The 13,223-nt window shown below is 36.0% G+C and carries 10 protein-coding genes and 1 pseudogene; 8 read left to right on the plus strand and 3 right to left on the minus strand.

Annotation, left to right across the window (positions count from 1 at the left end):
* Window positions 1–652: 652 nt before the first annotated feature.
* Both ACR42H_RS03615 and ACR42H_RS03620 read left to right on the plus strand, forming a co-directional pair.
* Entirely contained in the window at window positions 653–2,200 is a 1,548-nt protein-coding gene (locus ACR42H_RS03615) for a glycine betaine uptake BCCT transporter (RefSeq protein WP_436374745.1), read from the plus strand.
* A gap of 799 nt (window positions 2,201–2,999) precedes the next feature.
* On the plus strand, window positions 3,000–3,293 hold the full coding sequence (locus ACR42H_RS03620; protein ID WP_113884133.1) for an antibiotic biosynthesis monooxygenase family protein: 294 nt from the start codon (window positions 3,000–3,002) through the stop codon (window positions 3,291–3,293).
* Window positions 3,294–3,491: 198 nt separating this feature from the next.
* Here ACR42H_RS03620 and ACR42H_RS03625 read toward each other — a convergent pair.
* Window positions 3,492–3,645 (minus strand): annotated as a pseudogene (locus tag ACR42H_RS03625) (multicopper oxidase family protein); the annotation flags it as partial.
* A gap of 301 nt (window positions 3,646–3,946) precedes the next feature.
* Between ACR42H_RS03625 and ACR42H_RS03630 the strand changes: the two are divergent.
* Window positions 3,947–4,102: a hypothetical protein gene (locus ACR42H_RS03630; protein WP_436374746.1), complete on the plus strand. Its 156-nt coding sequence runs from the start codon at window positions 3,947–3,949 to the stop codon at window positions 4,100–4,102.
* Between the two features lie 163 nt (window positions 4,103–4,265).
* Here the strand turns inward: ACR42H_RS03630 and ACR42H_RS03635 are convergent, their stop codons facing one another.
* Window positions 4,266–5,321: a Ger(x)C family spore germination protein gene (locus ACR42H_RS03635; protein ID WP_113884132.1), complete on the minus strand. Its 1,056-nt coding sequence runs from the start codon at window positions 5,319–5,321 to the stop codon at window positions 4,266–4,268.
* 438 nt (window positions 5,322–5,759) lie between these two features.
* Here ACR42H_RS03635 and ACR42H_RS03640 point away from each other — a divergent pair, with 438 nt between their 5' ends.
* Window positions 5,760–6,236: an SRPBCC domain-containing protein gene (locus ACR42H_RS03640; protein WP_113884131.1), complete on the plus strand. Its 477-nt coding sequence runs from the start codon at window positions 5,760–5,762 to the stop codon at window positions 6,234–6,236.
* 167 nt (window positions 6,237–6,403) lie between these two features.
* Here the strand turns inward: ACR42H_RS03640 and ACR42H_RS03645 are convergent, their stop codons facing one another.
* Complete coding sequence (locus ACR42H_RS03645; protein ID WP_113884130.1) at window positions 6,404–7,342, minus strand: RNA polymerase sigma factor; 939 nt, start codon at window positions 7,340–7,342, stop codon at window positions 6,404–6,406.
* Window positions 7,343–7,625: 283 nt separating this feature from the next.
* On the opposite strand from ACR42H_RS03645, the gene ACR42H_RS03650 reads away from it, so the two are divergent.
* The 4 genes from ACR42H_RS03650 (at window position 7,626) to ACR42H_RS03665 (ending at window position 12,898) form a co-directional block, all read left to right on the plus strand.
* A complete protein-coding gene (locus tag ACR42H_RS03650) occupies window positions 7,626–8,045 on the plus strand; it encodes a VOC family protein (RefSeq protein WP_113884127.1) in 420 nt (139 codons plus the stop codon).
* A gap of 166 nt (window positions 8,046–8,211) precedes the next feature.
* On the plus strand, window positions 8,212–8,544 hold the full coding sequence (locus ACR42H_RS03655; protein WP_436374747.1) for a hypothetical protein: 333 nt from the start codon (window positions 8,212–8,214) through the stop codon (window positions 8,542–8,544).
* Between the two features lie 1,399 nt (window positions 8,545–9,943).
* On the plus strand, window positions 9,944–11,329 hold the full coding sequence (locus ACR42H_RS03660) for a glycosyltransferase family 2 protein (RefSeq protein ID WP_436374748.1): 1,386 nt from the start codon (window positions 9,944–9,946) through the stop codon (window positions 11,327–11,329).
* 69 nt (window positions 11,330–11,398) lie between these two features.
* Entirely contained in the window at window positions 11,399–12,898 is a 1,500-nt protein-coding gene (locus tag ACR42H_RS03665) for a DUF1510 family protein (protein WP_436374749.1), read from the plus strand.
* The last annotated feature ends 325 nt before the right edge of the window (window positions 12,899–13,223 follow it).

Genomic DNA, 13,223 nt, shown 5'->3' on the forward strand with positions numbered 1-13,223 from the left:
TTTTCCTAATGAAAGCGGGCGTTTCTTAATCATAGTTAATAAGCGGAAGTTGAAAATAATAGAGGAAATCCAATATCCATATTTACTTATCTGCTGAAATCAGACAAAGCGATTGGTACTCACTTCAAAATTATTTATTGAGCTCCAAATAAACTCACCTTTGAAAATCTTGAAAGAGAAAATGAGAATTAAGCGTGTGAGATTAGGATTTTATACCGCGTATCAAGTTTTCACCTGTAATATTGACTGTACTAGAGGATCCGGGAGCTATTTTAAGAATATGTCTAGTAGAATCTTTCTAAGCAGGGAATGAAAGACTAGAATCCTATTTAAGCCTCTTTTTCGTATGTGATTGGTTCAGTACATTTTGTTAAAATTTAATTATTCCCCAACAAGCCCGTAAAATAATTCATAACCAAAATACCTCTGCCGTATTTATCTATCTACTTTTCCCATACCCAAAAGATGGACAATGGTGATTTTACGTTAGTAAGAATGATCAGTTTATAATAAATGAATTTTCGCAATTTTCAAAGGGGTCTTTTCGTATTACTTCACAAAGAATACTTGAATCACTTGTTTTGCATTTTATTTGTTCACCAATCGAAGTAACCCTCTGCGAATAAATCAATGATGGGAGTTAAAACTTAATATGAAAAATGCTTCAACTGTTTTTTATGTATCACTAGCAATAATGGCTGGTCTTGTTCTTATGGGCATTACAATGCCAGCATCGTTAGAAAAGATCACGAGCAGTACACAAGGCGTGATTACGGAATCGTTTGGGTGGTATTACCTTGTGATTGTTTCGTTATTTGTGTTCGTCTGTTTTTATTTATTAGTAAGTCCAGTTGGCCGGATAAAGCTCGGGAAGCAGGAGGATAAGCCTGAGTTTTCACGTCCAACTTGGCTTGCGATGCTTTTTAGTGCAGGAATCGGAATTGGGTTAATTTTTTATGGCACCTATGAACCTATCAGCCATTACATGATTAGTTCGCCTACTGGCCAGGAGGGTACTGATCAGGGGATTAAGGATGCGATGAGGTTTACTTTCTTTCACTATGGGATCCATGCATGGGCTATCTATGGTTCGATTGCGATGGCCTTGGCTTATTTTACTTTTAGAAAAGGGGAACTGAGTTTAATTAGCCGAACCTTAAGGCCGCTGATTGGGAAACACTCGGACGGGGCTGTAGGAAAGGCAATTGATGTCATTGCGGTTATTGCAACGGTTTTAGGGGTTTCTACCTCTTTGGGATTTGGTGCCATGCAAATCAACGGGGGGCTTTCCTACCTTTTTGATGTGCCTAGTACGATGACAAACCAAACCATTATTATTCTCATTGTGACAGTCTTATTTATGATTTCTGCTTTAACAGGTCTAAGCAAGGGGATTAAAGTGCTAAGCAATATGAATATGGGGCTTGCGGCTCTCCTTTTCCTGATTGTGTTTATTTTGGGACCTACACTTTTTATCCTTAACTTATTTACCGATACGGTTGGGGCTTATATGCAAAACTTCATTAACATGAGTTTTCGGATTGCCCCCCTGAACGAAGAGGGACGCAGCTGGATTAATGGGTGGACTATCTTTTATTGGGCATGGTGGATTGCCTGGTCTCCCTTTGTTGGTGTGTTTATTGCCAGGGTCTCAAAAGGCCGAACGATTCGTGAGTTTGTTGTAGGTGTTCTTCTCGTTCCGTCACTAATTGGATTCATATGGTTTACAACCTTTGGGGGTACGGCCATTTTCACTGAATCTGCAGGGATGCTTTCAATTTCGTCATTGGCTCCCGAGGAATCTCTTTTTGGCGTGTTAGAAGGGTTTCCATTCAGCATGGCAATATCCCTGTTAGCCATTTTGATCATTGTTACGTTCTTTGTGACATCAGCTGACTCTGGTACATTCGTTCTAGGGATGATGACAACGAATGGATCGCAAAATCCAAGTACACCGATAAAAGTAACTTGGGGAGTTCTTCTCTCGATTATTGCGATTGCTCTCCTTTATTCTGGTGGCCTGCAGGCTCTTCAAAACACCATGATCATCGCAGCTCTTCCATTTTCAGTCATTTTGGTGTTAATGGTAGTCAGCTTACTAAAATCTTTAAAACAGGAAGCAAAAGAGCTCGGACTAGGTCAGATTAGAAGGAATCGGAAGGAAAAGCAAAGCAAAAAGGATGTTCAGGAAACCGGATAAACAATATTTATTAAACTGGCAACATTTCAACTTTGGTTGGGATGTTGCTTTTTTATATTAGTAAATCAATAATTTGCAATTTTAGAAATGACAATTATATTTGAAAGGAGGGGTAAAGCGTGGATGAGAAATCGAAGCAAATTAAAAATGCAATCAGTTAAAAGAAAAACATTATCTAACCAGGTCTGATGTGTTTACTTTGCTGCATATAGAATCTGCCCCTTTTGAGACTCGCCTCTCAAAGGGGTCTGTTAGCAGTGAACTCTCTTATTGAAGGAGTTTAATCACCAAGCAAAAGTTCAAAATCAATCTTCAAGGTAATTTCTTCAAAAAAACTCTGATCATGTAGGGAGCGAATGAGTTTTTGCGCTGGAAAATGTCCCAATACGAATCATCCCGGACCCGTATATGGTATAAGGTTTCGATCTGCGTCCAAATGGCAGCTTGCCTTTTTGAATAGCCGGGACAGGTTATCCAATGTGGGATATGGCATATAGCAGACCATAGCAGGTATCATCAAGCCGATATAAATCAATTACGCAAATGGTTTAGTGAAAATTGAAATTTTCATTTTTATTAACATAAGGGGTGAGTTTTCATAATGGAGGAATCGCTTTTTATTATACTTAGAGGGCGGCATTCCTTTAATAAATAAAGTGTGAAAATTAATTAAATTGTGAGGAAATGCTTACGGGTGTTTTTTTGCAAGACCAGCTGCCCAAAACATTTTCTTGTAATCATTAATTAGTAATCGGGAGCTATCTTGTATATGAACAATCTAGGAAAGGGGATATTTTACATGATTTTAGAAGCAGTCATGCTGCAAGTAAAAGAAGGGATGGAGGAGGAATATGAACAAGCCTTTTGTGAAGCATCAAAAATTATTGCTTCCATGAAAGGGTACATATCTCACGAGCTCCAGAGATGTATGGAAGTTAAGGGAAAATATTTATTGCTTGTAAAGTGGGAATCATTAGAGGCCCATACAGTTGGGTTTAGACAATCGAAAGAGTATCAAGAATGGAAAAGACAGCTGCACCATTTTTATGATCCGTTTCCTGCAGTTGAACATTTTGAAATCGTTCCTCTTTAATTGGTGTTTTAGTTAACAGCCTCCTTACAGACATAAGGAGGCTATCTTTTAATACTTTGCTGAACCATTAGGTGATACATCCTGCTTCTTTCCGATGAAGGAAACCTCATCAGTGCCTGAAAAAATATAAATGAGATCCTGCTATTCAGGTTTATAATTGGCATTTGGGTCAGGTGTAAATCTTGGCTTAAATCCGTCTTATTTAACCATTCCAGCTGATGCGTGATGAAGATCGTGACAGTGAATTAGTCAATTGCCTGTTAACAGGGTTTCCATTCTTGCTTAGGACCTGGAAGAAGTGACTGTGCAGGTGCAAAGGGTTGCCTTCTATCGTTTTCTTATTCAACAAACGGGGCAGCATTCCTGTAATAAAGGAATACCAGGAGGCATTAAAGTTTATTCAAAGGAAGAACTTGGCCAGTTAATGCAGATATTTGATGATAAGTTATTCTTGAAAACACTCATCTTCTTGGCAGTTTTACAAGAGCTAGAGAAGGTGAATTTGCTGGACTTGAGTGGAAACATGTTGACCTTGAAAAAGGAACTATTTGAATCGAGCAACCTATTACAGAGATCAAAGGCAAAGGCGTACAGATAAAAGGAATCAAAATAGGGAAAGACTGAACAGTTAGTGTCCGAGAGAATTACTTGAGATGTTAAAGAAACTAGAGTTTATCTTTGGAAAAGAATTCAGAAAACCTATCCGTCAGGCAGTATCGGCCAATGGTGGCAAAGATTTACCAAAAAACATGCCTTTAAACATATTTGCTTTCATGATCTTAGGCATACTTCAGCAACATTACTCATAAAAGAAGAGTTCACGCAAAAGTAATTAGCGAAAGATTAGGATATGCTGATATTTCAACTAGCATGAATATGTTATGCCAGGATTGGAAGAGGCGGATAAAGCAACAGCAAGTCACTTTGATGAGTTTTTCGAAAAGAAAGCTAGGACGGACCTAATATCCGCTCCTATTCAATAACTCCTGTTTCTTTAATTACTACATCACATTTAACCTCAAAGCTTAAAGTTTTGTATTCATCTAACCATTTTTTAAAGTCAAAGTTCCGATTCATGGTTTTTTTCTTTTGACCCAGCCCAACCGGGTCAATTCCGAGATCCTGAAATTGTTTTAATAGCCTTAAGCATTCCTTTTCAATTTTCCTCTCCAGATTTTTTTCAATATCACCAACGTTAGGGGCTAAATCTTCTCCCGTATACTCACGTATAATGCCTTCAATTTTAATGGATATGGAAGCGTAGTTATCAGTCAACCTGATTTTATGGCTTGACCTTATGCTCTTTACAGCAGCGTTATCTCCCTTTTTTAGCTTTACATCGAAGTTTCCTTCACTATACTTATCTACCAGCAATTTAAAAAAGAACATATCTTTCACAGGGAGGATGTCTACTTCTTTATCGTTTTGGAAAAGGCTAATTCCGCTTATTCCAACTTTATCATTCCCAACTTTCTTTAGGCGGGGCAGAAAGGGATCCTTACCTTTCTGAAAATAATCACGGATAAGAATGTGCAAGTTGGTTTTGGGCACATCCCGATGGTCAATATTATGCTGTATAAGATTATGGATATAGGTTGAATTTCCTAGGGTTCCATATTCGCCTTTAAGCAAGTCTTCTGCTGTTCCCTCCGCTGTAGCAACAAATACTCGTGACCCTATACTTGCATCTCTCTGAAAAGAATCTACAATATCATAAATCCCTTTTCTGGATATTTCAGTTCCCATTATAGCAAGGGCTAATCCGCCAGTGACTACTGGTTCTGATGATTGTTTAGATATATCTAGAATAAGGTCCTGCCGAAGTTTTCCATTTCCAGAAAATGTCCTATTAATTACGCTTTTATCAGGCTGAAATTCCTGAAATAAAACTGTTCCCCTATACTTATCTTTTTCCTCCTCTGCTGCATCGTAGCCGACCCCTACTTCAATATTAATATCATCAATTATTTCTTTTTTCACACAGCCTGAAAGTAGCAAAGACAGGCATATTAAGATAAGCTTTTTCATTTGTTCCCCCACCGTCAGGCTGAATAAGGAGTGTCCCGATTCAAATCATAATAACTGTTTAAGTTTAGTCATATGAGATAACGATCTCCTTAACTTAATTCTAAAGAGGATTTTACCAATGAAAAAATTAGGTTTACAATCACGTTCCACTTCGATTGGTAATTAAAAACTATTATTTGCAGAGTGACACTCTTATATGCAGCTTATGGAAGAGGGACCAATGAAATGACTGTTCCATACCTAATACCTGTAAAGGGGCAGATTAGTGAAAGAAGGAATTATACAAACACAAGTGGAAGTGTTTGTAGAAACCCAGGTTAACTTAAAAGTAAGTTAAGCTGTAATACTCGTTTCATAGGAAAAGGAAATAATCTTATTTACATGTGTTTAACCTGAAAAAGGGTCTAAACTAAAGGTCTAAGGAGGCTTGGCTTTATTATGAAAAATGCAGCTTGTGACAATAGAAGAGATACAGCTTCGAGAATCATTATGGCAGAACCAAAAACTATCTATCAGGCATTCCTAAATCCGAAATCATTAGTTTCATGGCTCCCGCCTAAAGGTATGTCAGGTCATATTGACAATTTTGACCCTCGTGAAGGTGGAACTTACAAAATGACCCTTACCTATGAAGAAGGCAAACCATCATCTGGAAAAACCTCGGAAAACACTGATGTATACCAAGGGAAGTTTTTAGAGTTGGTTCCTGACAAATGGATTGTACAATTAATAATATTTGAATCTGAATCTCCAGAATTCGCTGGTGAAATGACACAGAAGTGGCTTTTTGAATCCATCACAGAAGGCACAAGAGTCACTGTTATTTGTGAAAATGTTCCTAAAGGAATACGCAAAGAAGATCATGACATCGGTTTAAAATCAACATTGGAGAATCTAGCTATCTTTGTTGAATAATTGCAGACTGGTCATAAGGCAGCTTTTTTCTTTTATGCTAACTGGGAAGATTAGTTGAATAATAAAGCATGCTCTATAAATTAAAAGGTTAATGATTCTAAGGCTAAATAGAAACGAAGCATTTATTTAAGATGAAACAAGGGATAACAAATGTCACCCCTTAATGCTTAGATCCAATCCACCGGTGGCTTTTTTAACTGCGCTTTTACTCCAAGCTCTTTAGCGGCAGCCAAAATAAATTCTTTTCTAAAGAAATAACTTTTATGGTTTACTATTTTTCCATTTTCAATCTCTTGCACTTGAATATCGTGAATTTCTGGTCCTTGTTCTCCATCAGCAAACACAACGATAACTGGTTTATTCCATAGAATCAATTCATCAGCTCTATGACCGGGTAGACCAAACCTTAGAGAGCCTTTTATCATCTCATCTTTAGAAAATTCTTGGAAACCCAAATAGGCTTCATTCTGTGCTTGAACACTAAATAGTTCTAACATGCCGTCTAAATCTCCCTTATTAAATGCTTCTAAGTATGATTGAATCGTTACATTTTTTTCTTGGCTATACAGACCAGATTTTGTTTGAGTAAAATCAAAAGAAGCTATTTTTCTTTTCGCCCGTTGTACTGAAGAATAGACCCCTCCAGGAGTGCTTTGTACGATACCGGCTACTTCTTCAGCACTAAATTGAAAAATATTTAATAATAGAAATGCGGCAAGTTGTTTAGGTGTCAATATATCATCCAATGATATTAAGACCTCTTCCAATAATAGAGGATTCGAGAAATCTTCGTTAGCTTCAGATACTTCATCTAATAATCCTACTTCCCGCTTTAGCTTTCTGCATAGGTCGATCCAAGTGTTTGTTGCAACCCTAAATAAATAGTGTTTTTTGTCGGTTATTTCACTCCACCGTTGAGGGAGAAGGCCAAACGCTTTTATAATCGATTCTTGATATAGATCTTCACCATCCCAAGGGGAGCCGGTGAGATATTTACAATAATTCCATAAATCAGTTGAATAGTCAGAGATTATTTCAAAAAATTCACTTCTTGCCTTCCTGGTTTCATCTACAATATCCTTGGTAATGTGATCAATTGGTTTCATGAAAAATTCCTCCTACTGTCAATATACTAAATAGACGATTGTATATTGAAGAATTATACGGCTTTGGAGAAGATATTTTAGAAACTCAATAAAATTGTCTTTACTTTTTCGGAGATGCTAGTTGAAAAAACGAGCAGTTTTTTCAAAATTCAGCAAAAGGGGCAGTTTTGTTCAATAACAGTTTCATAAATCAATATAAAATCCTTACTTTAATGAAGGAAGTAAGGATTTTTTGTTGAATATTTAAATTTAGAATATTTTGGAATTTTAGGGGGGACAAAAAATGGGTGAGAAATTATTAAGGATAGGCACAACATATATACCAGTAACTAATGTAGAGCTTTCTTCTGATTGGTATGTAAATAAACTAGGAGCAGAGTTAAGCTACAAAGATCAAGACAAAGCTATTTTAAACTTTGCTAATCAAAGTATTTTTCTTGTGAAGTCTAATGAAAATCAAAGCTCCAATTTCTTTGATATTCACGGTAATGAGCGTTTTTCGTTAACATTCGAAGTTAATGGGTTAAATGCCTTACAAGCAATTCATAAAGAATTTAAGCAAAGTGAAATTAGAGTTGGAGAGATCGAGGACAGAGGTCACTCTGGAAGAAATTTTATTTTTTATGATATAGATGGTAATAAATTTGATGTATGGAGTGAACTTAGTCCAATCTTCAAAGAAAAATATCTTATTTCTAAATAGATAGTTAAAGTGAGGAGGCGATGTTTTAATAGAGCATCGCCTCCTCATTGTTCAATAACGGGGAAGATTGTGAGTTGAAGATCCAATGGGGATCAGCAGCTCTTTTTTCTCTATCGGCCGGGGCAAGTTAGTTCAAATAGATTACACAAAAAAGGGGGAATATAGAATGAAGAATGATACATTTATTAAAGTTATTCTAAGTGGTATATTAGTTTGTTTAATTGTAATTGCTTTCAAAATGAACACCGATGAATACATTCAAGTACAGACGCCAAATGTTGACGTAAATAATCAAGGTGGGAAAGTTGTTCAAATTGCACCTAACAGAGTTGGAGTTGTTGATACTGGATTTAACAGTGGGTGGGAACAGCTTGTAGTGTTTGAATACAATCCAAATACTAAAGCATTTGAAGTAGTTAGTTCATTAACCTATGAGGATTACTTTAATCACCCTGAAGAGTATGGTATTCCAGTAAGAGATGATAAATATGGAAATTAAACTTATTATGCTAAATGAGCTTATGCCAAAATCAGCTGCACTGCCAGGCGGCTTTTATTATTTAACAAACGGGGCAGTTTAGTTGAAAAAGAAAACGATCTTATTGTTATTTACATTTTGTTCCATTTAAATATTAAACGTTGGAAAGCAACAAAGAAATTAGTTATTATATAACTTACCTTAATATCGGTGAAAGTGGTTGCACAGTCCTAATGAAATGAGTTCTTTCATACTGGTTTCTCTCAAGAGAGTAAAGAACTAGTAAACGAGATCAATCAACGATTAAAGGATGATGGGTTTAATGAGAAACCGCCCAAAATGGCTCATCGATTGACATTGTATGTTAAAACTCCAAGCTACTTAACTGACTTGTTTATATTGAGATGAGGTGTCAGTTCCCCTTTTCAAATAGAAGCAAAAACTTGCTAATTGCTGATGAGTTTTTTGCGTTTTATAGCTATACGCCCCAAAATGGATGCCCTTGAAAAAAGAAAGGTAGCTCTTTACTTTCATATTAGCTGTCATAAAGTTCATAGCTGTGCCCTAAGCCCTGCTTCTCTACTTGAGACACTTTTTTCTTATTGTTTGTTGTTTGATAACTGATAGAATGTTATATTTTAATATCAGTTTCCGTTTGGGTATTACAGGAAAAGCGATCTGTCCATTATTATAGTTATTAATTGATTGTATTGAAAAAAAACATTGCATAATTTTTACAAGGTTCTAAAGGATTATTTATTTTTACGGGTAAAATAGTGATATTTTAAAATGCCTAGAGTTAAGACAAAAAAGGAAAAGTATTCCCTAAGGTAAATAGTTTGCCCTAAACAAAGTGAGTTATTTTATAGAGATTAAGGCAGTGTTGTTATGTCTGAATGGTATGCTATCATTTCATTGACGATGATTTTTCGTCCTCCGTATATGGAGGGCGTTTTCTTTTTTGTAAAAAGATTGCTAGTATCCAGAATCTGCTTATAGCATAACTACCATGCAGCAAAGAAGTTTGAAACAGTTATGGTCTTCCGTCAATCAGTGACGGCTTACTTAGAGAGGATTATGAGTTTGTTGCTGTTTAAACTCTTCTAGCTAAAGACGAACTTAGAATAAAAATTAACCTGATACAAGAGGGGAGCAACCTTGACATTAAGCAATTTGTTAAAAGTAATTATCTATCTTTGCGGCTTCGTGACTTCACCAGCTCCGCGTGTTACAACGGTCAAATATAAACATTTTCAGGTGCGAAAGCTTGGTACCTAAGAAGTTTTATATTTTAGTATCTTACATACTTTCCACTATATTCTCCTTATAAGCATCCGTTCTAAAAATTTCGTTATGCCAATTTATTTTAGTGCTAAAGAATGCGGTTAGATTTTTTATTTAGTAAAGGAGTGGTCTTTTTTTGAATATATTAATCACAGTTTTTTTCTATTTAAGTGTTACGTTCTCGGTGTTACATTTATACCATTGTTTACCATGGTTCCGGGAACCTGAAGAAAGGTCCAATCGTTATCCCAAGCTAAAAAAAAGGATACTCGATAATAGGGATGAAGAAGAAGGAATAAGCATTATAATTCCATGTTACAACGAAACAGGTATTCTGGAAACTTCAATTAAGAGTATGAGATTATTGCCTTATTCTAGATTAGAGGTCATTTATATTAATGATGGTTCTACAGATGATACAATGAACTATTTGACTAAATCGCTGCAATTGAAAGCATGTTCCATCTCTCCGAACTGTAAGCTATCTTATGAAAAAGTTAAGGGATTGTACCAATCTGAACTCTACCCTAACTTCTATGTCATAGATAAGATGAATGGCGGAAAAGCCGATGCCTTAAATGCAGGAATTGATTATTCAAACCATGATCTTATTGTCACACTGGATGCTGATACTATTTTGGAAGATAATGCATTAATTGCTGTTAACGATACCTTTAAAGATAGGAATGTTGTTGCTGCTGGCGGGATGGTGCATGTTTTGCAAACAAGGACAAATGAACATAAAAATCGATTATCCCTGCGTTTTACAAACATGTTAATTCGAGTTCAAGTTTTGGACTTTCTAAAAGCATTCTATATTTCAAAATTATCTCTTGTACGCTTTAAAGCTTTAGCTGTCATATCAGGAGCATTTGGCATTTTCAGAAAGCAGTCCCTTCTAGATGTTGGCGGTTACCGCAAAACAATAGGAGAAGATATTGATATCACTTTGCGCATTCATAGACTTATAGCAAAAAGTAAAAATTTGAGAATTAGTTTTATATCAGATGCAGTGGGCTATACAGAATTACCTGAAACATGGAAGGATTTAACCAAACAACGTTTGCGATGGCAAAAAGCATATATAGATTGCATCATTCATTTCTGGTCCTTCTTTGTAAAAACTTTATTTACTAGGCCTGTTTCTTTTTTTTATATTTTTGAGTCGTTTCTAGTAGGTACCATTGCGTCATATTTAATGACAGGGATAGTGATTGTAAACATAATAAAAGACCCTCAAAATACCTATTTAATGTTTTTCTATATGTTTTGGGTTTTTTTAGTTGGGTTATTGTACGACTTGGTAGCGATCCGCCAAGGAAAATTTTACGGGTTTACATTTCGTAAAAGAGATGGATTTCGAATATTTTCTGCCATCCTTTTTGATATTTTTATTTATCGATTTGTAACAATTTGTTTTGTCATGTATGGAAGTATTTCTTATTTTTTCAACAAAAAATGGAACAAAGTCACTCGGACAGGAAGAAATTATCACCAGGAGGGCTCTAGACCTGCCGCATAGAAACAGGCTAATTTTAAGAACTATTTGCAGCAAAAACGGTGATTAGGTTTTATTGTGGAGGATTTGATAATGGGTAAAAAATTTCTGCTATTAGTTTTAACCTCTTTTACAGTATTAATCTTAGGAGTAGTCAGTTTTACATTTCAGTTTGTTATATCTACCCGAGCAAGTATTCACGAAGAGGTCGACAGAAATGAAAAATTTGAAGGACGTCAGGAAAGTATCAACTTTAAGGATGGTGATCCAATAACCATTCTGTTAATGGGAATTGATTCTCGATCAGATGAAATAGGCGGCCGGGCCGATACAATGGTTCTATTAACAATTAATCCTCATTCCGAATCAATGCATATGGTTAGTATTCCACGTGATACATATACAAACATAAAAGGAGGTCTAAACAAAATCAACAGTTCTTATCAAGTAGGAGGAGCACAGATGACCCTTAATTCTGTTGAAAACCTCTTAGATGTCCCCGTTGATTACTTTGTCAAAGTTAATATGAAGGGTTTTGAAGGTATTGTTGATGCAGCCGGAGGGGTAGAGGTATATAATGATTTAGATTTCACCTATGGGAATGTTCACTTTCCAAAAGGTCAGCTTAAATTGGATGGGAATGAAGCTTTATTATATGCCCGAATGAGAAAGGAAGATCCAAGAGGAGATTTCGGCCGGCAAAAACGCCAACGCCAAGTAATTGAAGTTTTAATGCAAAAAGGGGAAAGTTTATCCTCTATCACGAAATTTGGAGAAATCGTCAACGTTCTTAAAAATAATGTAAAAACAAACATGAAATTAAATGAGATGTTAAAAATTCAATCAAATTATAAGGGTGCTCGAGAAAACATAGTGCAGCACAAAATTGAAGGAACAGATAAAACAATAAAGGGTACTTACTATTATGTGCCCGATAAGAAAAAACTACATGAAATTTCTAGTACACTGAAAAAACATATGGAGCTTAATAATAATAATCCTGATAAAGAGCCATTAAAAGTAGGAAATGAGACAAACGAGTTAGAGAAAAAAGGCTCCAAGGAATCGGGTGAAAATAAACCTGATGATTCCACTAAAGAAAAAGAAGAGCCGGTTAAACTAAAAGAGACGGAGACAAACGAATTAAAGGAAGAAAGCTCTAAGGAATCGGAGGTTAACAACATAGTAGATTCCACTAAAGAAAAAGAAGAGTCAGATAAACCAAAAGAAAATGGGGATAAAGATTCAGAAGAAGAAACCGTCAAGAATAGAGACAAGTCAAATGTTAATAAAGTAATTACTAAAAATTGGCCATCAGTCCCTACCAGCCAGGTAAACCATACGAGAGTGACTTTTGATCGAGGATCACAGGATTGGGAAGAAATGACTGCAGCAATTTCAAAAGGGGCTGGCTTATCAAAAAATGATATGATCCTATGGTGGGTGGGTGGCAATGGTACAAATAGTGTCATTGCTACAGTGACTAATAAAGCACAAACCGATAACTATCGGGTCTACGTCTCATGGGTGGACAGTGCAGGTTACACACCTACTAAAGTTGAAGTACTTTATGAAAATGATAAAAAGCAGTAATAATACATTGACCCATTTTAGGCGGTTTCACATCAAATCCATCAATCGTTGATTGATCTCGTTTACTCGTTCATTACTCTCTTGAGAAGCCAATATGAAAGGACTTGGGGTAGGCCCGAGTATCGTTCATCCCAGATAAAATTGAACCTGATGGCTTATTAGATATTCTTCCGTTTAGTTTAGAACAAGAAATGACGAAAATTGCTCAATAAGATAAAGGCGATTTAAAACAAAAAGCTCAGGCAGTTTGGGCGAATGATCAAATTGTTACTAGTCGTGATCCGTTTTCATCCGAACTAATGGGAGAAGAATTAGTGAAGGCACT

The sequence above is a fragment of the Cytobacillus sp. BC1816 genome, from assembly GCF_051353635.1.
Taxonomy (GTDB): domain Bacteria; phylum Bacillota; class Bacilli; order Bacillales; family Cytobacillaceae; genus Cytobacillus; species Cytobacillus oceanisediminis_C.

What these genes read in the sequence shown, in the direction of transcription:
- ACR42H_RS03635 (WP_113884132.1), bottom strand. Translation starts at nt 5,321, where the DNA reads ATGAAAAAGCTTATCTTAATATGCCTGTCTTTGCTACTTTCAGGCTGT.
- ACR42H_RS03665 (WP_436374749.1), top strand. Translation starts at nt 11,399, where the DNA reads ATGGGTAAAAAATTTCTGCTATTAGTTTTAACCTCTTTTACAGTATTA.
- ACR42H_RS03645 (WP_113884130.1), bottom strand. Translation starts at nt 7,342, where the DNA reads ATGAAACCAATTGATCACATTACCAAGGATATTGTAGATGAAACCAGG.
- ACR42H_RS03650 (WP_113884127.1), top strand. Translation starts at nt 7,626, where the DNA reads ATGGGTGAGAAATTATTAAGGATAGGCACAACATATATACCAGTAACT.
- ACR42H_RS03655 (WP_436374747.1), top strand. Translation starts at nt 8,212, where the DNA reads ATGAAGAATGATACATTTATTAAAGTTATTCTAAGTGGTATATTAGTT.
- ACR42H_RS03620 (WP_113884133.1), top strand. Translation starts at nt 3,000, where the DNA reads ATGATTTTAGAAGCAGTCATGCTGCAAGTAAAAGAAGGGATGGAGGAG.
- ACR42H_RS03640 (WP_113884131.1), top strand. Translation starts at nt 5,760, where the DNA reads ATGAAAAATGCAGCTTGTGACAATAGAAGAGATACAGCTTCGAGAATC.
- ACR42H_RS03630 (WP_436374746.1), top strand. Translation starts at nt 3,947, where the DNA reads ATGTTAAAGAAACTAGAGTTTATCTTTGGAAAAGAATTCAGAAAACCT.
- ACR42H_RS03615 (WP_436374745.1), top strand. Translation starts at nt 653, where the DNA reads ATGAAAAATGCTTCAACTGTTTTTTATGTATCACTAGCAATAATGGCT.